The following is a 22,446-nucleotide window of genomic DNA, read 5'->3' as shown; positions in this document are numbered from 1 at the left end:
CTCATGCAAAAAATACAGAAATTGAAAATAGGCAAAATCGAATTAAAGAACAATCTATTTCTTGCTCCTATGGCTGGAATAAGTGATTTACCCATGAGGCTTCTTTCAAAAGAAGGCGGTGCAGGACTCGTTTGTACCGAAATGGTTTCTGCAAAAGCTTTGACGTACGGAAATGAAAAAACAAAAAAATTATATAAAATTCACAAAAATGAAAGGCCTGTTGCCGTACAGATTTTTGGCGGGGATCGCTATTGTATGAGCGAAGCGGCAAAAATTGTAAGAGATGCCGGAGCTGATATTATAGACATAAATTTGGGGTGCCCAGTGCGCAAAATCACAAAAGCTGGCGCAGGAGCAAAACTTCTTACTGACGGACGTTTAACGGCCGCAATACTTGCAGATGTAATAAATAGCGTTGACATACCGGTGACGATAAAAATAAGAACGGGACTTATTCCCGGAGAAAATGCAGCTATAGAAATATTGAAAATCGCTTATGAAAACGGAATAAGTTTGGCAGTCATTCATGCACGACCCGCAAAGCACGGTCACGATGGAGAACCTGATATGGAAGTTTTTACCCAAGCCTGTTCACAATCAAAAATTCCAATTATAGCAAACGGCGGAATATATGATGAATCATCTGCCGAAAAGTTTATCAACATTCCAAATTGCCGCGGTCTTATGATAGGAAGAGGAGCCATAGGAAATTATTCGATATTTAAGGGGCTTGAAAGTTATTTTAATGATGGAATTATGCTTGCAAAACCTTCATGGCAAGAAAGAATTTTATGGCTAAAAAAACATGCGGCTCTTGCTGAAGATTATTATGAAGAGGAACGCGGATATGTTCTTCTTAGAAAAGTTTTACATTATTATGTTAAAGATTTGCCTAATGCTGCAAAAATAAGAAATATGTTTAATAAAGTTACTAAACCTGCTGAGTTTGAAGAGTTTATAGAATATGTAAATTATAATATTTCTAATAAGAAAATAAATTGATTTTTTGAGACAAAGTTGATACTATACATTTATTAATAATTCATAAAATCTAAGGAGCTGCCATGAAAGATCAGGATTTGTTTAATGAAAATCAGGAAACTTTTGTCGCGTTAAATGCAAAATCTTTTGTAGTAACGCCAAATCTTCCAAAAACATTGTCTCCGTTGTTGACAATCGCAAATAATATGTGGTGGTGCTGGAACAGCGATGCAGTTGAGCTTTTCAGAAGGCTCGATAGAGATATGTGGGAAGAAACTTATCACAGCCCGAAAGCGATACTCGGAATGATAGCTCAGGGAAGGCTTGAAATTCTTGCCGAAGATGACAGTTTCATTTCTCATATGGAAAGAGTTAAAAATGAGCTTGACAAATATATGACGATGAACACGTGGTTTCACGATTCATGTTCGGATTACAAAGATCTGCAGCTCGCTTATTTTTCTACGGAGTTTGCAATTCATGAAAGCATTCCGATTTACTCCGGAGGACTAGGAATTTTGTCTGGAGATCATTTAAAATCCGCCAGTGATATGGGACTTCCTCTTGTCAGCGTCGGCCTTCTTTATAGATACGGCTATTTTAAACAATTTTTGAGTTTTGACGGATGGCAGCAGGAAGAGTACAATGAAAATCATTTTTTCCGAATGCCGTTGGAGCTTATCAAAGATGGAGATGGAAATACATTAACGATAGAAATAGACATGCCTAAGCAGAAAGTTTATGCCAGAGTCTGGAAACTTCAGGTAGGTAGAGTGCCTCTTTATCTTCTTGACACAGACTTCAGCGCTAACCCGAGAGAAGTAAGGGATATCACCGGACAGCTTTACGGAGGCGATAGGGATATGAGAATAAGGCAGGAAATAGTTTTGGGAATGGGCGGAATAAGGCTTCTGAAAGCTTTGGGAATAGACCCCAGTGTGATCCATATAAACGAAGGACATTCCGCATTTTTGCTTTTTGAAAAGATGAGAGAGCTTATTGAAGACAAGGGGCTTTCTTATGACGAAGCGTTCCAGATAGTAAAAAGTTCGTGTGCTTTCACTACGCATACTCCGGTTCCCGCGGGAAACGAGATGTTTTCAGCTGAACTTGTTTTAAAATATTTTGAACCTTTGTGCAAAAAACTCGGGCTTACAAAAGAACAATTCCTGGCTTTGGGATCGTTCCCTGCAAAAGAAATAAAATCTTCGGAGCCGTCAAATTTCTCTATGACGATACTCGCTCTTAAAATGTCAAATAAGGCAAACGGCGTAAGCAGGCTTCACGCCACGGTGTCAAGGGATATGTGGTCTGCGATATGGCCAGAACTGCCGAAAAGAGAAGTACCTATAAGTAATATTACGAACGGCATTCATACGAACACGTGGATTTCTTATGAGTTTGCCGGACTGTTTGACAGATATCTGGGATCTTCATGGAAAGATGAACCTGCTGACCACACGATTTGGCAGAGAGTATCTCAGATTCCCGATGCCGAGCTTTGGAGAAGCCACGAAAGAAGAAGAGAAAGGCTCGTTTCGTTTGCCAGGTCAAGATTAAAAGAACAGCTTATGAGAAGAGGTGCGTCGCAGAAAGACATAAATCATTCCGATGAAGTTCTTGATCCGGAAGCGCTTACTATAGGTTTTTCGCGTCGTTTTGCCTCTTATAAACGTGGAACACTTATTTTCAGAGATATTGAAAGAATAACAAAAATTCTCACAAATAAAGAGCATCCCGTTCAGATAATAATTGCGGGAAAAGCTCATCCGCAGGACAATAGCGGAAAAGAACTTATCAAGCGGATAGTCGCTTTGTCGAAAACGCCCGAGTTAAGACATAAAGTTGTATTTTTGGAAGATTATGACATTAACGTGGCGCATTATCTTGTGCAGGGTGCAGATATCTGGCTCAATAATCCTTTAAGACCAGAAGAAGCATCAGGAACAAGCGGAATGAAAGCCGCGGTTAACGGCGTGATAAATTTCAGTGTTCTCGATGGCTGGTGGTGCGAAGGTTATAATGGAGACAACGGCTGGATAATAGGTTCAATAGACAGGTATCCCGACAGCGAATATCAAAATGAAGTTGAAAGCACGGCAATTTATGAAACGCTTGAAAAGGAAATTGTTCCATTATATTTTAACAGAGGTCAAGATGATTTGCCGAGAGGCTGGATAAAAAAAATGAAAACTTCGATGCAGACTTTGGGCCCCGTTTTTAACACGAATAGGATGATTGAAGAATATACAAAAAGATTTTATATTCCTTCTGCTATGGAACATGAAAAACTTAAAAAGGATAATTATGCGCTTGCAAAGAAAAAAGCCGTTTGGCTTAAAAATTTGACAAACAATTGGGACACAATAAAAATCATTTCCTCGCATGACAATACAAAAGATGAAATAAAAATAACCGATGATATGACGGTTCAGGCAAAAATTCATTTGGGCACCGTTGCTACGGATGATGTCAGCGTACAAATTTACAGCGGCTATCTTGATTCAATGCACATAATAAGCAAAGCGTCGGTAGATGAAATGAGGTTTGTTTCAAAAGAAGACGATAACTATATATATGAAGGAAAAGTTAAAACCGACAAAGTCGGCCATTGCGGATATACTATAAGAATAGTGCCGCAGTATTGCGGTGAAGTTCAGCATATACCAAAACTTATTAAATGGCTTGGGAGGTAATCTGCGGGAAAAGCTATGGGATATGATTTTTTGATTTTTGATTTGGACGGAACGATAGTCGATTCGCAGAGAGATATTACCTCCGCCATTAATGCGGTAAGAAAAGATTTCGGTTTTAAACCGTTGTCCATAGAAAAAGTCCGTTCATTTCTCGGCAGCGGTGTTAAAGCTTTAGTTGACAAAGCCGTTCCAGACTCAAATGGCGAGATTCTTTCCGCCGCTTTAGAAAAATTTAAATTACATTATTTTGACTGCCTTACGGACACTACTGTTATTTATAAAGGTATAGAAGAAATGCTTAACGTTCTGCAAGACAAAAAGAAAGCCATTCTTTCAAATAAAATGGAAGTCTTTTCTTACGAGATAATAAAGAGGCTCGGGCTGTCAAAATATTTTACGCAAGTGTGGGGAGGAGATACTGTCGGTGTTAAAAAGCCTGACCCGAAACCGATTTTAGATTTGATTAAGAAAAACGGAGCCGATTTGCAAAAAACGATAATGATAGGAGACAGCGCAAATGATATTAAAGCGGCAAAAGCCGCCGGCATAGATTCTCTTGCGGTTTTGTACGGTTATGATAGCGGGCAAATAAAAGAATATCAGCCTGATTATACAGCCGAAACTCCTGGAGATATAATAAAGTTTGTTTTATAGATAAAGCATAAACAGGGAGGGGATTTTGTTTTTCACTTTGATAAGGAACATTTTAAAAGTTTTGCAAAGTGATGTTTCCCCAAAACAAATAGCGTTTGGTGCGGTTTTGGGAGTTTTTTTTGGTCTTGTTCCCTCTCTACTTATGAAGTGTCTGATTTTTTCTTTGATAATGATTTTGCGGATAAACATAGGAGCGGCTTTTGCAAGTGCTGCGGTTTTTGCTTTGATAGGACTTCTTACCGACCCTCTCTCCGATAAAATAGGGTACTATATTTTAAGCACCGATTTTCTAATATCTTTTTGGGTACACATATATAATATGCCCATAATTCCTTTCACAGAATTCAACAACACTGTCGTTATGGGAAATATTGCACTTTCGTTTATACTTTTCATTCCTGTATATTTACTTTCAAACAAATTTCTTTCTTATTATCAGGTATATTTGCGCGATAGAATAGCAAAATGGAGAATAATCAAACTTCTCACGGCGGGTTCAGTTTCTTACAAAATTTTAAAGTAATTCGAGATTATAAAATGAGAATTTTTAGATGGAAATTTATTATCCCTACGGCAATAATAATAGCAAGTATATGTGTATTTCTTATGTTTTATCTTGACACTCGACTTAAAAAAGTTTTTATTTCTTCCGGTGAACTGATTTTTGGCGCAAAGGTTGAGATAGAAAGCATTGAAACGAAACTTAAAGGTTTATCGGTAAACATACGTTCTATAAAAATCGGAGACAAAGACAATGAGTTTAAAAATCTTCTCGATATAGACAATATAAAGTTCAGCATACGTTTTATTCCTCTGCTTTCAAAAAAAATAATTATAGACGATATGACAGTTGAAGGAATAAAATGGGACACGTCAAGAGCTGAGTCCTGCAAACTTCCTCAAAAAAAACATAAAAAATCCGAACCCAAAGAAGAATCTTTTATGTTGAAAGCCATGAAAGAACTGAAAACAAAAGCAGTGCAGGAATACGACGATTTTCCGAGCGTTCGGAAATTAGGTGAAATACAAAACCAGATTAAAAGTTTTTCGCCGCAGAGCATAGTGGACATGGCTGGAATACTGTCCATTAAAACGGTTCAAGATTCTTATGTTGATTTAATGGGAAAATACGATTTTTATAATAAAATTGCAAATGAATTTGACATAAAAGCGCAGACGGGCAGAATTACCATACTCATTGATTCCGTTTCGAAAACAAATATTAAGACCACTGCGGACATACAGAAGTTAAAAGACAATCTCGTAAAGCTAAACGATGAAAGAAAAAATCTTGAGAAAACTTACAATGATTTAAAAGCTGTTAAAGTCGAATTGCTTAAAGATACTAAAGAACGGCAAAATGCATTTAAAAATATAACTTCTCTTATAAATCAAGATGTTGACAATATAGCTTCAAAATTGTCCGTGCCTTCTTTGGATTTTAAAAATGTAACAAGAATACTTTTCGGTGGCATTTGGGTGGAGCGGGCAGATAAAGTGCTGTATTATATGAATCTTATAAGAAAATATATTCCTGAAAATAAAGCACCGTTAGATGCTGGAAAAAGCGATTTAGAGAACAACAATAAACTAGAAATTAAAGAAAGATTAAAGGGTTCTGATATTTTGTATCCTGTTAAAAATAAACTTCCGACTCTTTTTATCGCCAATGTTAAACTTTCTGGAACGTCCGCAGGGGAAGGAAAAGAAGGAATTCCGATAACTTTCAGCGGATATATCAAAGATATAGCTTGGAATCAAAAACTTATAGGTAGAAAGACCGTTTTTGAAGTAAAAGGCGATAATATGCAGCAAACCATTATAGTTACGGGAAGCTTTGACAGAATTTCGGATACTGCACAAGACATAATTTTGTTTTCAATGGAAGGTATGCCTGCGCAAAGACTTGGTATTATGGAAAGCGATTATATGCCTTCATTTAAAGATACAAAAAGCAAAGTCGCCGCAGAATTTATTTTGTCAGAAACGGATTTCATTATGAAAGCTGGAATTTATATTGATGGAATGAGGTATGATCCTTCCGTTAAGAATTTTAAAGGTGTAAATGCCGATTTAATAAAATATGTAAATATGATTTGGCATGGTATAAATTCAATGGATGCGCAGATGCAGCTGTCGATATTGAAAGAAGGAGGAAGCAAAGTCAATTTTACTTCCAATATAGATAAAAAACTCGCTCAGAGATTCAACAATATATTAAATGCCGCAGTCGGAGATGTAAAAGTAAAAATAAAACAGGAAGTTACACAATACGTGGATTCACAGAAGCACGTTTTGGAGTCGGAAGTTGATAAATATGGTAAAGACATACAAAATGAACTTGATTCAAAATTAAAAGAAATCAACAAAAAAATCAATGACATTAAAAAACTCGTTTTAAATAAAGAAGCTGAACTGAAGAAATCAGCCTTATCGTCTTTACTCTCGGCAAACAAATAACGGAAAAAGGCAAAATTGTTCGTTAAAAAATAAATATAACAAAATCAAAAAGCATCGGAAGATTATGAGAAGTAAAAACTGTTTCCGGCTCCAGAACTGTTTGAGTATTTATATAAAAAATAGTAAAATTCAAAATATGAAAAATATATACAGCCCAGCCTGCTTATAACATATATAAAGTTTTTTATTATTAGCCTATACCCCCACAGCAAGTTGCAGGGGAATAACTTAGTCGTCATTGCTGCAAGTCTTTAGCGGGAATCCAAGTTTAAAAATGGGTTACGACTCAAAGGCTGCAATGACAACTGCTACTGCGTAATCTTGCTGCACGGAGGTTCATTAACTGCGCGGCGTCCGTACTTTTATAGTATCCCTATCTCCTCACCTCCCCCCCGATAACACATGTTTTTGCTCATAAGAAGTTATTGACAAACCTACCAGTATGTTGTAGGATAGTTCTCACCACAACCAGTAGTTCAAAAATGTCCTTTATTTTAAAAAAATAAGAGTGATAAAATGAAATGTCCGTTTTGCGGAAGTTTTAGTGATCAGGTTCTCGATTCACGCCCTATTGAACATACGTCTGCAGTGAGAAGGCGCAGGGAGTGTCTGGAGTGTAAAAAACGTTATACCACATTTGAGCGTCCAGAAGAAGCTTCTCTGATGGTTGTAAAATCAAACCATTCCAGAGAGCCTTTTGACAGAAAAAAAGTGTGGGCAGGCATAGACAGGGCCTGCAGAAAACGACCTGTCGCTGTAGAGACTATAGATAAAATAGTAAATGAAATAGAAAATGAACTTTCAGCCGAATATGTTATGGAAATCCCTTCAAATATAATCGGACAGAAAATTTTGGATAAGCTATGGAATTTAGATTTGGTGGCATATATACGTTTTGCTTCAGTTTATAGGCAATTCGGAGATATAGACACTTTTATGGAAGAGCTTAAAAAACTTAAAAAGAAATATTCAAAAAGACAAAAAAAGTCAAAGTGACTCATGTTAATAAAAATATGAAATAAAAAAGTTGTGAGGGGGGGGCGGGTAAAGATGATAAAAAATATGAAAGAGGAACTGATTTCTGAAAATGGCGTGAAGCTTGAAAAAAACGCTTTGACAGTTCTTCAGAAAAGATATTTGAGAAAAGATGAAAAAGGAAACGCGATAGAGAAACCTGAAGAGTTATTTTACAGGGTTGCCGAAAATATATCTCAAGCCGATAAAATATATGATAAAGACGCGGATATAGAACAATTGACAAAAGAGTTCTATCTTGCGATGGCATCTTTAGACTTTTTGCCTAACTCCCCTACATTGATGAATGCCGGAAGACAACTACAGCAACTTTCGGCATGTTTCGTTTTACCTATAGAAGATTCCATGGACTCGATTTTTGAAACGCTTAAAAATACTGCGCTGATACATAAATCTGGCGGTGGTACGGGGTTTTCATTTTCAAGGCTGCGTCCAAAAATGGATTCGGTGCAGACGACAAGCGGAGTTTCTTCTGGTCCAGTATCGTTTATGCAGGTTTTTAATGCCGCTACGGAAGCCATAAAACAGGGCGGGACAAGGCGCGGCGCAAATATGGGAATGATCAGAATCGACCATCCGGACATTTTGGATTTTATAATTTGCAAAGATAAGAATGATAGCCTAAACAACTTCAATATTTCCGTGGCGATAACAAAAGAGTTTATGGACGCTTTAGAAGATGAAGAAGATTATGATCTTTATAATCCGCGCACAAAAGAGGTTGTCGGAAAGCTGAGCGCTAAGGAAGTTTTTACAAAAATCGTTGACGCCGCGTGGAAAAACGGCGAACCCGGAATAGTTTTTATAGACAGAATAAACGATGCCAATCCCACGCCTGAAGCCGGAACTATAGAATCTACAAACCCTTGCGGCGAGCAGCCTCTTTTGCCTTATGAATCGTGCAATCTCGGTTCAATAAATCTCGGACATTTTGTTAAAAATGAAGATGTTGAATGGGAAAGGCTTGAAAAAATGATAAAAACGGGAGTTCATTTTCTTGACAATGTCATAGATATGAACAATTATCCTATTCAAAAAATAGGCGAAATCACACGTTCGAACAGGAAAATAGGTCTCGGAATAATGGGCTGGGCGGACATGCTTATGTATTTGGGTATTCCTTACGGTTCGCATGATTCTCTCATACTGGCAGAGAAAGTCATGAGTTTTATACAGTCAAAATCCCATGAAGCTTCTCGAGAACTTGCTCTTAAAAGAGGAGCATTCCCAAATTTTAAACAAAGCGTTTACAGCAAAGGAAATCCAATCAGAAATGCAACAACTACGACTATAGCTCCTACGGGAACCATAGGCATAATAGCTTCGGCGTCCGGCGGCATTGAACCAGTTTTTGCTTTAGTATATAGAAGAGCGCAATGTCTCGACAATGAAGAAATGTACGAAGTCAACCCATATTTTGAAAAAATCGCCAGAGAAAATGGTTTTTATTCAAGTGAGCTTATGGATAAAATCGCCGAAAAGGGAAGTGTCCGCGGTGTAAAAGAAATATCGGAAAAAATAAAGAAGATTTTTGTTACGGCACAGGATATTATGCCGGAAGATCATATAAGAATGCAGGCCGCTTTCCAGAAATTTACGGATAATGCCGTATCTAAAACCGTCAATTTCCCAAATTCAGCTACAAAAGAAGACGTTAAAAAAGTTTATATACTTTCTTATAAAATGGGCTGTAAAGGCGTAACAGTTTACAGGGACGGAAGCCGCGGTTTGCAGGTTTTAAATCTTGCAAGCAAGAAAGAATCTTCCGCGTCAGCAGACACAATCCAAGAGAAAAAACCAAGAACCAGACCTAAAAAAACTACAGGTTTTACGTTTTTAATGCACACGGGCTGCGGGAAGATGTATGTTACTATCAATGAGGACGACAGAGGTGCGTGCGAACTTTTTACTCAACTTGGTAAATCAGGAGGATGCACATCTTCGCAGTCAGAGGCCGTAGCTCGTTTGATTTCGCTGGCTTTGCGTTCCGGCGTAGACCAGCATGAAGTAATAAACCAATTAAAAGGCATAAGGTGTCCGTCTCCGACATTGGCCGAAGGCGGCGCAATTCTTTCCTGTGCCGATGCAGTTGCCAAAGCTTTAGAATCTTATGTGAAAGAAAAAACCTCTCCGGCACTTTTTGCGCAGGAAGTTTCTCGTTGCGAGCCTTATGGCGAAATACCTCATACTGCGGCTGCCTCTTCAGATGCAAATAATAATTTTTCTGGTTCCTGTCCGCAGTGCCCAGAATGTGGAGAAATGCTAGCTTTTGCTGAAGGATGCGTGGTATGCAGGGATTGCGGATACAGCAAATGCTGGTAAAAATAATTTAGAAGATCATCGATTCAATTCTGCGTCGTTTTTATTTAATATTTAATTTCGTCGGAGAATATTTTGGCAATAATTAAATCCCACAAGAGAGTAAGCAAATGGTTAAAAATGACAAATGGATAAAAAAAATGGCTTTTGAACATAAAATAATAGAACCTTTTGAGCCCGGACAAATTAAAGAAGTGCGCTTTGGATGTGGAGGTCGCGATATTGACAACAATATTAAAAAAGTAATTTCTTTTGGAACTTCTTCTTACGGTTATGATATGCGTTTGTCGGATGAATTTATGGTAATGAAAAATATCGGAAAAGATGCTGTTTTGGATCCAAAACTCTCTTCGCAAGAGTTATTTGAATTTGTTAAAACTAAGGATTATATTGTTATTGCGCCGAATTCCATAGTATTGGGAAAAAGTGTGGAGTATTTTAGAATCCCGCGCGATGTGGTTACAATTGCATTTGGAAAATCAACTTATGCACGCTGCGGAATATTTGTAAATATTACGCCTTTTGAGCCCGAATGGGAGGGTTTTGTAACTCTTTCCATAGCCAATACAACGTCGCTTTCGGTAAAAGTATATGCTAACGAGGGCATAGCACAGGTCTTATTTCTAGCTTCGCAGGAAGTTTGCGAAGTGTCATATGCCGATAGAAAAGGAAAGTATCAAGCGCAAAAAAATATAATTTCAGCTAGAGTATGATTTATTAATTTTATATAATTTAAATTCGGAATTATTAAGGAGGAAATTAAAATGAAATGGTTTAAAATTTACTATTTAGATGTTATTATGAAATGTTATTCTAAGTTTTCAGGACGTGCCACGAGAAAGCAGTTCTGGTTTTTTATGCTAATTAATGGTGTTTTAGTTCCTATTATTTTTTATTCATTGCTTATGCTGCTAGGATATTTTTCAACGATAGTGCCGGAAATTGGATATATAATTTTTGCATTATACGCGTTAATCGTGATTTTTTATTTATTTCTAATAGTTCCCGAAATAGCTATTACGGCGCGGAGACTACACGATATAGACCTCAGCGGATGGTGGCAGTTGATTGTGCTGATACCTCTGTTGGGAGCGATTGTGTTGATTATTATGTTGTGCCTCCCTTCCAAAAGCAAAACCCGTTTTGACTAATCTGTTGAGCAAAATTCGGCTGATGAAAAAGGATAAAAAATGATCTTGATTTTGGATTTTGGCTCGCAATATACGCAGCTTATCGCAAGACGCATAAGAGAAGAAAAAGTTTACTGTGAAATTTATCCGGGAAATAAACCTCTTAAATCTTTCACGGATTTAAAAAATCTTAAAGGAATCATCTTATCTGGCGGATATGAAAGCGTTTATTCGGAGAACGCTCCTTGGCCGGACCCCGCAATCTGGGAACTCGGCGTGCCGATTCTCGGCATATGTTACGGCATGCAGCTCATTGCGGAACGTCTCGGCGGGAAAGTAAGTCCTTCGAAAAAAAGAGAATTCGGGACAGCTTTGGTAAACATTTCGGCATCATCGGCTCTTTTTTGCGGATTAAAAAACAGCGAAACGCTGTGGATGAGCCACGGCGACAAACTTTCAAAACTTCCTAAAGGCTTTAAAATTACGGCAAAATCTTCAAATTCACCTTATGCCGCTATAGAAAACGAAAAAGAAAATATATATGGCGTGCAGTTTCACCCCGAAGTAAAACACTCTGTCTGCGGACAAAGAATTCTACAAAACTTTATTTTCAATATCTGCAAAGAAAGCCGTGATTGGACTATGAAATCCTATATTATCGACGAAGTTAAAAGAATTAAAGAGCAAGTAGGAAACGGCAAAGTGTTATGTGCGCTATCTGGTGGCGTAGATTCTTCCGTAGCGGCCGTAATGCTTCATAAGGCCATAGGCAAAAGATTGTTTTGCGTATATGTTGACCACGGTTTGCAAAAACTTGGAGAAACACAAAGAGTAAAAAAAGTTTTTGGAAAAAAATTCGGTAAAAATTTAATAATTGTCAACGCAAAAAAAGTATTTTTAAATAGACTCAAAGGCATTAGCGACCCGGAACAGAAAAGAAAAATCATAGGACATACTTTTATTGAAATTTTTGATAAGGAAGCTAAAAAATTAAAAGGCATAGATTTTCTTTTACAGGGGACAATTTACCCCGACGTCATAGAAAGCGTTTCCATAAAAGGAGCAAAAGCTCCTATAAAGAGTCATCACAACGTAGGCGGTCTGCCTGAGAAAATGAAAATGAAACTCGTCGAGCCGCTGAAATTTTTATTTAAAGACGAAGTGAGAATTTTAGGCAGAGAATTAAAAATCCCAAATGAAATTATAGACAGACAGCCTTTTCCGGGTCCAGGTCTTGCGGTGCGTTGTCTTGGAGAGATTACCGAAGAAAAATTAAGAATTTTGAAAGAAGCAGATGATATAGTAACGCAGGAAATACGCAAAGCGGGTCTTTATGAAAAAATCTGGCAGTCTTTTGCCGTAATTTTGCCCGTTAAAACGGTAGGCGTTATGGGCGATGCAAGAACTTACGAACACGTTATAGTTTTACGCGCAGTTAACAGCGAAGACGCAATGACGGCAGACTGGGTAAAACTGCCCTATGAGCTTTTAGGAACAATATCGTCAAGAATAATAAACGAAGTCAAAGGCGCAAACAGAGTAGTATATGACATTTCAAATAAACCTCCGGCAACGATAGAGTGGGAGTGATAATGTTATCGCTCTATATCAGGATTGTATGCGGGTCTATTTAAAAACCTTATAAATAATTTATAGAGTGTTTTTAAATCATAAAAATATGCAAAATATTATTACTTATTCATTAAAAAATGCTCATATTGATATTCTATTGGAATATGAAAATATTTTAATAGATAAAATCGGCGATACTGGGGGCATATATATTTTACATAACAAAAATAAAATATATTACATAGGCAGGGGAAATAACCTTATTCGCAGAATTAAACAACATTTAAAAAACAGACATACAGACAAATGGGATTCTTTTTCTTTATATGTTGTAAGCAATAATAAATTTCTTAATGAATTAGACGTTTATTAATTAGAACAGTTAATCCTAAGGGCAATAACGCTTTGTATCAAAAAGAGATAAAGATTTCAGAAATGGAATTGAAGAAAGCCATAAAAGAATTTCACGAAGAGAAAATAGAATCCTATTTCCCTTCACAAGTATCCGATAGAAAAAACGCTAAACTAAAAAGAAAAAAGACTTCTGCTATAGATTCCTACACTCTAAAAAATAGAGGAGTATATTATACGAGGAAATATAAGGGGATAAATTACAGCGTAAAATGCTTGGGAGATAAATTGTTTGTTTACAGAAATAGAAAATATAAATCTTTAACGTCTATTGCAAAACTTATTACAGGATATTCAAATATAAGCGGACATGTATTTTTTGGACTTAGATAAAAGGGGTATATATAAAAAATATTGTTTTTCAGTTAAAATATATTTTCTTAAATTAATATAAATTTTTTACTGTTGTCAAAAATAAATCATAATGAATACAACTTACGAAAAACAATCGGAACCGGATTATAAAAAAAGAAGTTATAATTGGAAGACTGCAATTGGTCTGCAGCGGGTTGACGGACTGGAGCCGACGCAATATCTTATTGATTTGGCAAACAAAAATATAAAAGGCGATATTTCTCTTAAAGACGTTAAAGACAGACTTAAAAGTTATTATGAAAGCCGTCCCATAAAAAATGACGCCGAAAAAAATAAAAAAGAAGCGGATTTGGTTTCTCAAAGAATTACAGAAATTTTATCTCAAAACGCGTTTACTCTTTCGGAGATAGAGCTGTTAGCGATACATAGACGTTTATTTGAAGGCATTTACAATTTTGCAGGAAAAATACGCGATTACAATATATCAAAAAAAGAGTATATCCTTAATGGAGAAACCGTTGAATACGGGAATTCTGAAATTTTAAGAGAGCTTCTTTCTCACGATATTGAAAAAGAAAAGAATTTTATTTACGCAAGTTTGAGCGAAATAGAAAAAGTCAAACATTTCGCAAGATTTATTTCAGATATTTGGCAAATACATTGTTTTGGCGAAGGGAATACTCGAACGATAGCGGTTTTTGCAATAAAGTATTTGCGTTCGTTTGGATATGACATTACAAACGAAACTTTTGAAAAGTATTCTTTGTATTTTAGAAATGCTCTTGTAAGGGCAAATTATAAAAATGTGAAATTGAATATAAACGAAACAATAGAGCCTCTTATGAAGTTTTTTGGAAATTTATTGCTTGGTGAAAATAATGAACTTAAAAACAGGCAATTGGTTATAGTCTGCTATAAAAACAATGGTTAACAAATAAAAATTGACCGTTGCGTTAAAATAGAAAATCCAAATTCTTAATCGTTAAGAATAAAACAAAGGTCGCCTCTAAAAATCTAGAATATATGCATTTATAGATATTTTTAGCGCTCAAATTCACAGCTGAAAGCGAAAGTTTTACGGCGATATTTCTGATAGATTTTAAAATAAAATGAAAATTTTCAAGGTATTACTATTGTGTTTTTTAATTGCTTCCTGTTCTCGTCCGCAGCAGAATGCCGGCAGCGGAACGTCTATTCAGATAAAAGGTTCGGACACTATCGTAAATCTTGTTCAGGTTTGGGCTGAGAAGTTTGTTGAAAATAAGCCCAGCGTTAATGTCGGCGTTACGGGTGGGGGGTCGGGAACGGGCTTTGCAGCTTTATTTAACAGAACTTGCGATATAGCTATGTCTTCGCGCGAAATAGAAGAAAAAGAAAAAAATCTCGCCGCAGGCAAAAATGTAAATCCTCTTGAATTTAAAGTCGGTCTTGACGGGCTTGCCATTCTTGTCAATAAAGAGAATCCTGTGGACAAACTTACAATTTCGCAGCTACGCGACATTTTTACGGCAGAAATTACTAATTGGAAAGAAGTCGGAGGCTATGATAAGAAAATAGTAATTCTTTCCCGCGAAAGCAATTCCGGCACGCATATGTTTTTTAAAGAGCGCGTTATAAGGGTCGGGGATAAAAATTCAAAAGAAGAATTTTCAGTTCATTCCCTTCTTATGCCGTCGTCGCAAGCAATTTATGATGAGATTTACCAAAATCCTTGTGCTTTGGGTTATGTCGGCATGGGATTTATCAACGATAAAGTAAAAGCCGTGTCGGTATCTGTCGATGGAAGCGGCGAATATATCTATCCCACGACCGAAAATGTGTTGAGTGGAAAATATCCCATATCAAGACCTTTATATTTATACACTGACGGCATCCCGCAAGGACTGACAAAAGATTTTATAGATTACTCTTTGTCTAATGAAGGGCAAAAAATAGTGCTTGAAACGGACTTCGTGCCGATAAGAACAGCAAACATATAAAGAAAAAGAGGATTGATGAACTTTTTAGAATTACTAAAGTTAATAAATGAACGTTCAGATTTTTTAGAGTCAACTTTATTAATACAAAATAAAATTTTTAAACTGCATAAAAAAGATTTGATTATTTTATTGAAACAAATTGGAACAATTCCAGAAAGCATAGCTCATGATTTTTCTCAAGAAAAGTTATATTCAAAAATTACAGATATTATTCTGGCAAAATCTTTCCAAGAATTAGGTTTTCAGGCTGCAGTTAACAAAGAAAGAGCCAATTGTGCAGACGTTATTATAAAAAGCTTTTATCATAATTATTCTTTTGTTGCAGATGCAAAAGTGTTTCGTTTAAACAGAACAGCCCGCAATCAGAAAGATTTTAAAGTAAAGTCTATGTCTGAATGGAAAGTCGAAAATGAATATGCCGTATTAGATTATCTGTTTTTTAAATACCCTAAAAAGAACAGTCAAATATATGGACAGGCTTTGGATTCTAACGTATGTCTTTTTAGTTGGGAACATTTATCTTTTTTATTAGAAAAGAATATAAAAGAGAAAATTGACTTAGATTTATCATCTATATGGAATTGTAGTTTTAAAATAGCTTAGGATGAAATAAAGAATATTTCATAAAACATAAGAATACAATTATAGAGCGCAGCAAAGCGGATATATTGTATTGGGAAAATGAAGTCGGTAAAATAAAGAGATATTCGAAAGAAAGGGCGATTAAAGAATTGCTTACGGCTCTTAAAATCAAAGAGAAAATTATTTCTATAGAAAAATATGTAAAAGAATTGAAAGGCAATATATGAAAACAAATGAATCTTATATCAATAATATAATTTGTGGAGATTGTAAAGACGTATTAAAAAATATTAAATCCGACAGTATTCATTTAATATTAAGCGATATCCCCTATGGAATAGGAGTTGACGATTGGGATGTTTTGCATAATAATACGAACTCCGCTCTTTTAGGAGCAAGCCCGGCTCAACAAAAAGCAGGCGCTGTTTTTAAAAAAAGAGGCAAACCCTTAAACGGCTGGTCTCAAGCCGACAGAGAAATACCCGCGCAATATTATTTATGGTGTATGTCTTGGGTTAAAGAGTGGCATAGGGTTTTAAAACCGGGCGCGTCGGCTATAGTGTTTGCAGGAAGAAGACTCGCTCATCGCTGTATTTGCGCTTTTGAAGATTCGGGTTTTACTTATAAAGATATGCTTGCTTGGTCTAAAGAAAAAGCGGCTCATCGCGCACAGCGTTTAAGCGTTATATATGACAAAAGAGGCGACGAAAGTTTAGCAAAGAAATGGAGCGGATGGAAAGTTGGAAATTTACGTCCAACTTATGAACCTATTTTATGGTTTACAAAACCGTATAAAATAGGCGCGACTATATCGGACAATATGATTGATAATGAAGTCGGAGCTTATAATGAAAAGGCTTTTATAAAATATACGGGCAGCCCAAACAATATTATAAATATAGCGTCTGAAAGCTCTGATATAGGTTTGCATCCTACGCAAAAACCGTTAAAATTAATGCAGGCTCTTATAGAATTGACGACAAATAAAAATCATATCGTATTAGATCCGTTTTGTGGAAGCGCGACAGCGCTTTTAGCTGCAATGATACTTGAAAGAAGATATATAGGAATAGATATTGACGAATTTTATTGTAATACGGCTATAAACAGGATTGAAAAATTTAAAAATGAAAAGAGCGACGATATACTCTTTCAAACTTCCAGATGTAGCGCAAATGTTTGATTTTAACGGTAAATTATGAAAAGAAAAATAATTGATTTTATAATAGAAAAAATGATTTTCCTATGCGGCATATTGTCTATCGTGTTTGTCGTTTTGATTTTTGGATTTTTACTTAAAGAAGGAGTTTCTTTTTTAAAAGATTACAATATTTTAAATTTTATATTCGGCAAACTTTGGTATCCATCTTCCGAGCCTGCGCATTTCGGAATTTTGGCTTTAATAGTAGGTTCGATTTACGTTACGGCCGGGGCCTGTTTAATTGCTGTACCTTTAGGCGTAGCCGCAGCTTTGTATATTTCGGAAATCGCTCCCGCCGGAATAAGAGATGTTTTGAAATCCTGCGTGGAACTTATGGCGGCAGTGCCAAGCGTTGTAATTGGTTTTGTCGGTATGGTGGTGTTAGTTCCTTTTGTCCGTACAGTTTTTGATATTCCTACGGGTTTGACTGCTTTTTCGGGATCTATAATGCTTGCGTTTATGGCTATGCCCACTATAGTTACAATTTCGGAAGACGCTATACGCAGCGTCCCATGGTCATACAAAGAAGGCGCGCTTGCCTTGGGCGCGACGCGCTGGCAGACTATAAGAAGAATAGTTTTAAAAGCGGCAATGCCAGGTATAATAGCTGCCATAATGCTTGGCATAGGAAGAGTGATAGGCGAAACTATGGCTGTGATGATGATAACGGGAAACGCCGCGCACATACCTTCCTCTATTTTTGAACCGGTAAGAACAATGACCGCCACAATAGCCGCGGAAATGGGCGAAACTGTCCGCGGTGGAATGCATTACAAATCTTTGTTTGCAATAGGTTTAGCTCTATTTATAATTACGTTTTCAGTAAATTTTATAGCAGATTTAATTTTAGGAAAAAAGAAAAGGAAATGAATTGTTTAATTTTAATGGCGATTAATTATTCAAATGTTGTTTAAAAATAAAAAATAATTGAAGGAAGACAAAAGAAATTTTTATACGCTGTTATTTAAGATATATTCTATATAAATATGAAAAAACATACTCCAATATTAGAAAAACTTTTTAATAAAAATTATCAGCTTATTGACGGAACTGATGAAGTTTTTGAGCTGGATTTGGCTTTATGGGAATATGAGACTTTATCAAAAAATGATTTAATTGCAAAAAGCGCTTATTTTAAATTGATTGACGGTGTGGAAACAACTCATTATAACATGTGCAATTTACAAAATTTAGAAGAAGTTCATAAGGAAAGCTCTTTTAGAACAAAAAATTTTTTTCTCAGCGGTAAATATTCAACGGGTTATGCTACACATGGGCTTTTCCCTTATCGTGGAAAATTTCATCCGCAGTTGATAAGAGCTTTATTAAATATATTAAATGTAAAAAAAGGCGATATTGTTCTTGATCCAATGGCAGGGAGTTCAACCGTAGCTGTTGAAGCTAACTTACTTGGCATTGACGCTGTTTCCGTTGATATAAGTCCATTTTGTAGGATTATAGGTAAAGTTAAAACTTTTGCTCTAAATTTAGACGTCGATATTTTAGAAAACATATCGTCAAATCCTAAGAAAATATTAAACAAATTAAACAAAGATAGAGTCCCAAAATATTTTAATGAAAAAGAAGATGCAGACAAGCCTTATTATGAAGTTTTGCTTTTGGCATTTTTAGATGCGATTGGTTTTGCAAATAGAACTTCCGCATCTTTAGACGAACTTTACCCAAGAGTTTTAGAACGATATATTGCTACTATAAAATATTTTCAAGCGGCAAGAAAAAAATTAAATATAAAAATAGGAAACAGTACGATATTACAGGGAAACGCTTTAAAATTGCCGCTTGAAGATAACAGTGTTGACGCAATAATAACCTCTCCACCGTATTCATTTGCTATTGACTATTTAAAAAATGACGAGCCTCAACTTAGATACCTTGACGCAAACATAGAATTATTGCGTTCTCAAATGATAGGTCTGCAAGGACATGGAACAGAAGAGAAATTACAAATATACTTTGATACAATGCAAAAATCCATTTGTGAAATGTATAGGGTTTTAAAAAAGAAATCGCCGCTTGTGATAGTTATAGGCACAAACGATATTCAAACAAAGGGTGTTCGTTTAGAGACTGAAATAATAGATATTACAAAAAAATCAGGTTTTAATTTTACATACAATCTGATGAAACCAATTCGCGGAATAAACAATTCTATGAAAGAAGAAAATGTATTGTTTTTTACTAAAAAGGATTAATATGATACCGACGTCTAAAATAAAATTTGAAACGGTAATAAGTAAAAATACGTTTTATTTTGTCAATCCAGTGTTTGAAGAAAAATACGAAGGATATATTAATTTGTTAAAAGAGATTTTGCTCGTTTTAAAAAATGATATTGAAACTCAAGGGTTAAAAAAAGAATTTTTTGAACAGCTTTTAATAGAAAAGGAAAACGGCTTAAGGGCGTTGCTTGCTTTGACGGGTTTTTCAAATGAAACTCTTAAAAGATTAATAACTATTATAAGAGTTGTCAAAGACAAAGAATTAGATAAGTTAGTGTATAAAGATAAGTGGGTTAAAGAAGAAAACTTGTCAAATTTGAAAGAATGGTCTGATTCGCAAATTGCAAGATTGATTCAGGAAAATTATTTTTTTCGTAAAGGAATTGTAAATATATTTTTTGAGGGATCTACAATTTCATTTTTAGCAAAGACTATACCACTTTTTGAACTTAAGAAATTAAGCATATCAAAATTAAAATTTGAATTGCCTGAAATGATAGACACCATTATAAGATATAAAGAAAAAGGAAGTTATTCGGGTATGAAAGAAAATAATCCTGAAATATTGATAGAAAAGATATTAAACTGCTTAAATATATCTTTTGAAAAAGGCGATTTAAGAGAATTAATAAAAAATGCATCCGATAATAAAAGAACTATGGATTTTATCATACCAAATAAGAAAAAACCTTTGATAATAATTGAAAGTTCTTTCCTTGCAACTACGTCTTCAGGGCAGGGCGATAAATCAAAAACTGAAATTTCTATAGACAGCCTTATAAAATCTTATTATCCAAAAGCAAAATTTATAGGCTTTATTGACGGCATAGGGTGGTATGTTAGAAAAGGCGATTTAAAAAGAATGGTAACGGCATATGAAGACGTTTTTACCTTTCATAAAGACGAACTAAACAGATTTGAGAGACTTTTAAGCGATGCTTTGAAGAGTGAAAAATGTTGAAAACCTTATTGAATACTATTATTAACGACGATTGCTTGAAAATATTAAAACATATACCGGATAATTGCGTAGATATGACTTTTGCCGACCCTCCGTTTAACTTAAAAAAGAAATATAACCGTTATGACGATGCAAAAGAAACGCAGGAGTATCTAAATTGGTGTAATATTTGGTTAAGCGAGATGGTTCGCATTACAAAACCTACAGGGGCGATTTTTGTTCATAATATTCCGCGTTGGCTTTCTTGTCTTTCGCAGCATTTAAATAAAATAGCGTATTTTAAACATTGGATTGTCTGGGATTCGCCAAGCGTGCCTCTTGGCAAAACGTTGCTTCCTAATCATTACGGGATTTTATATTATACAAAATCAAAATCTCATAAGGATTTTAAATTTTTTGATATACGTATGCCGCATCCGCGTTGTAGAATCTGTAAAGAATTTTTGAAAGATTATGGCGGTAAAAAAGCGTTGGCGCATGGGTTTGGTCCTTTAATTTCAGATGTTTGGAACGATATACATAGAATTAGACATAAAAAAAGAAGAGACGAGCATCCTTGTCAACTTCCTGTCCATTTATTAGAAAGATTGATTTTGATGACTACTGAAGAAAATGATATAGTGCTTGACCCATTTGTTGGAACGGGAACAACTGCGGTCGCGGCAAAAAAATTAGGCAGAAAATACATAGGCATAGAACAAGACAAGAAATATGAAAAAATTTCCCAAACTAATATTGCTAATGCCGAGCAGACAAAAGTCAACGGCTGTTTCGTTTCAGTATATCTTGGAAAAATAAGAACAATAAGAGATATAGATTTTAAGACGATTTTCAATTCGGGGAAAAATTTTATTTCCAAAGAACAAGACGAATATTATACTGTTGCTGCTGCGACTCGTTGCAGCTATAAAAAAGATAATTATAATACAGCATCAATAAATCTTGGCGCAAAACGTTTAAAATAACATATATTTAGGGAATATTTGTAGTTTGTCTATTTACATTTATATCAAGAGGAACTATTGTTTAAGTTAAGTCCGAAATTATCACAGAAAATATCTTATGCGCTTTTATTTTTGGCGACGCTTCTTGTAATTACTCCTGTAACAATAATAATTTACATAATTATTAAAAACGGTGTGTCGGCAATTACGTGGGAATTTTTAACTTCAATGCCGCAAGACGGTATGCGCGGGGGTGGGATTTTTCCAGCTATTGTCGGCACGCTTTGCATTGTGCTGTGCGCAATTTCTTTAACGCTTCCAATAGGGGTATGCGCGGCAATATATCTAAACGAATATGCAAAAGATAACATGCTTACAAGAATAATAAAACTTGCTATAGTAAATCTTGCGGGCGTTCCTTCTGTGGTTTACGGCTTGTTTGGGCTTGGAATTTTTGTAATGTTTATGAAGCTTGGCGTGTCAATTATCGCGGGAGCATTGACTCTTTCAATTATGGAACTTCCCGTAATAATCACTACCGCGCGCGGAGCGTTAAGCAGTGTTCCTCACTCTTTTAGGGAAGCGAGCATGTCTTTAGGCGTAAGCCGATGGCAGACAATAAGACACATAGTTTTACCAAACGCATTGCCGGGAATTTTAACGGGCGCAATTTTAAGCATAGCAAGAATTTCAGGCGAGACTGCTCCGATATTATTTACCGCCGCCGCGTTTTACGTTCCGCATATGCCAAATTCTATATACGACCAAGTTATGGCTTTGCCGTATCATTTGTATATTATTTCAACGCAAATACCCAATATGCCAAAAAATATAATTTTCGGCACGGCTTTGGTTTTATTAATGATGGTTTTAAGTATGAGCTTAATTGCGATAGTGGCAAGAATTTATTTTAGAAAAACAAGAAAATGGTAAAATTTACAGCGGCTTATATTTTTTTTAGAGAAC

At 35.6% G+C, this 22,446-nt stretch carries 22 protein-coding genes; all 22 read left to right on the top strand.

Translation table 11 applies throughout. The features are described 5' to 3' along the window. The first annotated feature begins 3 nt into the window (after positions 1–3). The 22 genes from dusB to pstA all read left to right on the top strand — a co-directional run bounded on the left by dusB (position 4) and on the right by pstA (position 22,413). Complete coding sequence (dusB, locus tag LBD46_02520; GenBank protein MDR2426044.1) at positions 4–1,002, top strand: tRNA dihydrouridine synthase DusB; 999 nt, start codon at positions 4–6, stop codon at positions 1,000–1,002. 62 nt (positions 1,003–1,064) lie between these two features. Continuing rightward, a complete protein-coding gene (gene glgP / locus LBD46_02515; protein MDR2426043.1) occupies positions 1,065–3,677 on the top strand; it encodes an alpha-glucan family phosphorylase in 2,613 nt (870 codons plus the stop codon). Positions 3,678–3,692: 15 nt separating this feature from the next. Next, positions 3,693–4,331 carry an HAD-IA family hydrolase gene (locus tag LBD46_02510; protein MDR2426042.1) on the top strand — a complete coding sequence of 213 codons (639 nt, stop codon included), beginning with the start codon at positions 3,693–3,695 and terminating at the stop codon, positions 4,329–4,331. A 25-nt stretch (positions 4,332–4,356) separates the two neighbouring features. Next, on the top strand, positions 4,357–4,854 hold the full coding sequence (locus LBD46_02505) for a TIGR03546 family protein (protein ID MDR2426041.1): 498 nt from the start codon (positions 4,357–4,359) through the stop codon (positions 4,852–4,854). 14 nt (positions 4,855–4,868) lie between these two features. Continuing rightward, positions 4,869–6,791 carry a TIGR03545 family protein gene (locus LBD46_02500; GenBank protein MDR2426040.1) on the top strand — a complete coding sequence of 641 codons (1,923 nt, stop codon included), beginning with the start codon at positions 4,869–4,871 and terminating at the stop codon, positions 6,789–6,791. A gap of 516 nt (positions 6,792–7,307) precedes the next feature. Then, positions 7,308–7,787 carry a transcriptional regulator NrdR gene (gene nrdR / locus LBD46_02495; GenBank protein ID MDR2426039.1) on the top strand — a complete coding sequence of 160 codons (480 nt, stop codon included), beginning with the start codon at positions 7,308–7,310 and terminating at the stop codon, positions 7,785–7,787. Between the two features lie 54 nt (positions 7,788–7,841). Further along, positions 7,842–10,148, top strand: coding sequence for a vitamin B12-dependent ribonucleotide reductase (locus LBD46_02490; protein ID MDR2426038.1), 2,307 nt, complete (start codon positions 7,842–7,844; stop codon positions 10,146–10,148). 107 nt (positions 10,149–10,255) lie between these two features. Next, on the top strand, positions 10,256–10,858 hold the full coding sequence (dcd, locus tag LBD46_02485; GenBank protein ID MDR2426037.1) for a dCTP deaminase: 603 nt from the start codon (positions 10,256–10,258) through the stop codon (positions 10,856–10,858). A 51-nt stretch (positions 10,859–10,909) separates the two neighbouring features. Next, positions 10,910–11,296: a DUF805 domain-containing protein gene (locus LBD46_02480; protein MDR2426036.1), complete on the top strand. Its 387-nt coding sequence runs from the start codon at positions 10,910–10,912 to the stop codon at positions 11,294–11,296. 39 nt (positions 11,297–11,335) lie between these two features. Next, the gene (guaA, locus tag LBD46_02475) at positions 11,336–12,865 is read left to right on the top strand and encodes a glutamine-hydrolyzing GMP synthase (protein MDR2426035.1); all 1,530 of its coding nucleotides are present in this window, start codon (positions 11,336–11,338) and stop codon (positions 12,863–12,865) included. 88 nt (positions 12,866–12,953) lie between these two features. Continuing rightward, a complete protein-coding gene (locus tag LBD46_02470) occupies positions 12,954–13,220 on the top strand; it encodes a GIY-YIG nuclease family protein (protein MDR2426034.1) in 267 nt (88 codons plus the stop codon). A gap of 62 nt (positions 13,221–13,282) precedes the next feature. After that, positions 13,283–13,591, top strand: coding sequence for a DUF2924 domain-containing protein (locus LBD46_02465; protein ID MDR2426033.1), 309 nt, complete (start codon positions 13,283–13,285; stop codon positions 13,589–13,591). A gap of 91 nt (positions 13,592–13,682) precedes the next feature. Continuing rightward, entirely contained in the window at positions 13,683–14,504 is an 822-nt protein-coding gene (locus tag LBD46_02460) for a Fic family protein (protein ID MDR2426032.1), read from the top strand. A 178-nt stretch (positions 14,505–14,682) separates the two neighbouring features. Next, positions 14,683–15,552: a phosphate ABC transporter substrate-binding protein gene (locus LBD46_02455; GenBank protein MDR2426031.1), complete on the top strand. Its 870-nt coding sequence runs from the start codon at positions 14,683–14,685 to the stop codon at positions 15,550–15,552. A gap of 15 nt (positions 15,553–15,567) precedes the next feature. Then, positions 15,568–16,155, top strand: a complete 588-nt coding sequence (locus LBD46_02450) for a HindIII family type II restriction endonuclease (protein MDR2426030.1) — start codon at positions 15,568–15,570, stop codon at positions 16,153–16,155. Positions 16,156–16,220: 65 nt separating this feature from the next. Next, entirely contained in the window at positions 16,221–16,361 is a 141-nt protein-coding gene (locus LBD46_02445; GenBank protein MDR2426029.1) for a hypothetical protein, read from the top strand. Further along, positions 16,358–17,317: a site-specific DNA-methyltransferase gene (locus tag LBD46_02440; GenBank protein MDR2426028.1), complete on the top strand. Its 960-nt coding sequence runs from the start codon at positions 16,358–16,360 to the stop codon at positions 17,315–17,317. Before LBD46_02445 ends, LBD46_02440 begins: the two co-directional genes overlap by 4 nt. Positions 17,318–17,332: 15 nt before the next feature. Next, positions 17,333–18,205: a phosphate ABC transporter permease subunit PstC gene (pstC, locus tag LBD46_02435; GenBank protein ID MDR2426027.1), complete on the top strand. Its 873-nt coding sequence runs from the start codon at positions 17,333–17,335 to the stop codon at positions 18,203–18,205. A 116-nt stretch (positions 18,206–18,321) separates the two neighbouring features. Beyond that, a complete protein-coding gene (locus LBD46_02430) occupies positions 18,322–19,548 on the top strand; it encodes a hypothetical protein (protein ID MDR2426026.1) in 1,227 nt (408 codons plus the stop codon). Between the two features lies 1 nt (position 19,549). Next, positions 19,550–20,536, top strand: a complete 987-nt coding sequence (locus LBD46_02425) for a hypothetical protein (protein ID MDR2426025.1) — start codon at positions 19,550–19,552, stop codon at positions 20,534–20,536. Continuing rightward, on the top strand, positions 20,530–21,501 hold the full coding sequence (locus tag LBD46_02420) for a site-specific DNA-methyltransferase (protein MDR2426024.1): 972 nt from the start codon (positions 20,530–20,532) through the stop codon (positions 21,499–21,501). The genes LBD46_02425 and LBD46_02420 overlap by 7 nt, the downstream gene beginning before the upstream one ends. A 57-nt stretch (positions 21,502–21,558) precedes the next feature. Beyond that, positions 21,559–22,413 carry a phosphate ABC transporter permease PstA gene (gene pstA / locus LBD46_02415; protein ID MDR2426023.1) on the top strand — a complete coding sequence of 285 codons (855 nt, stop codon included), beginning with the start codon at positions 21,559–21,561 and terminating at the stop codon, positions 22,411–22,413. Positions 22,414–22,446 lie beyond the last annotated feature (33 nt).

The organism is Candidatus Endomicrobium procryptotermitis, from assembly GCA_031279415.1.
Classification (GTDB): Bacteria; Elusimicrobiota; Endomicrobiia; order Endomicrobiales; family Endomicrobiaceae; genus Endomicrobium_B; species Endomicrobium_B procryptotermitis.
Note: the sequence above shows the minus strand (reverse complement) of the source record. Positions and strands in the feature narration are given on the sequence as shown.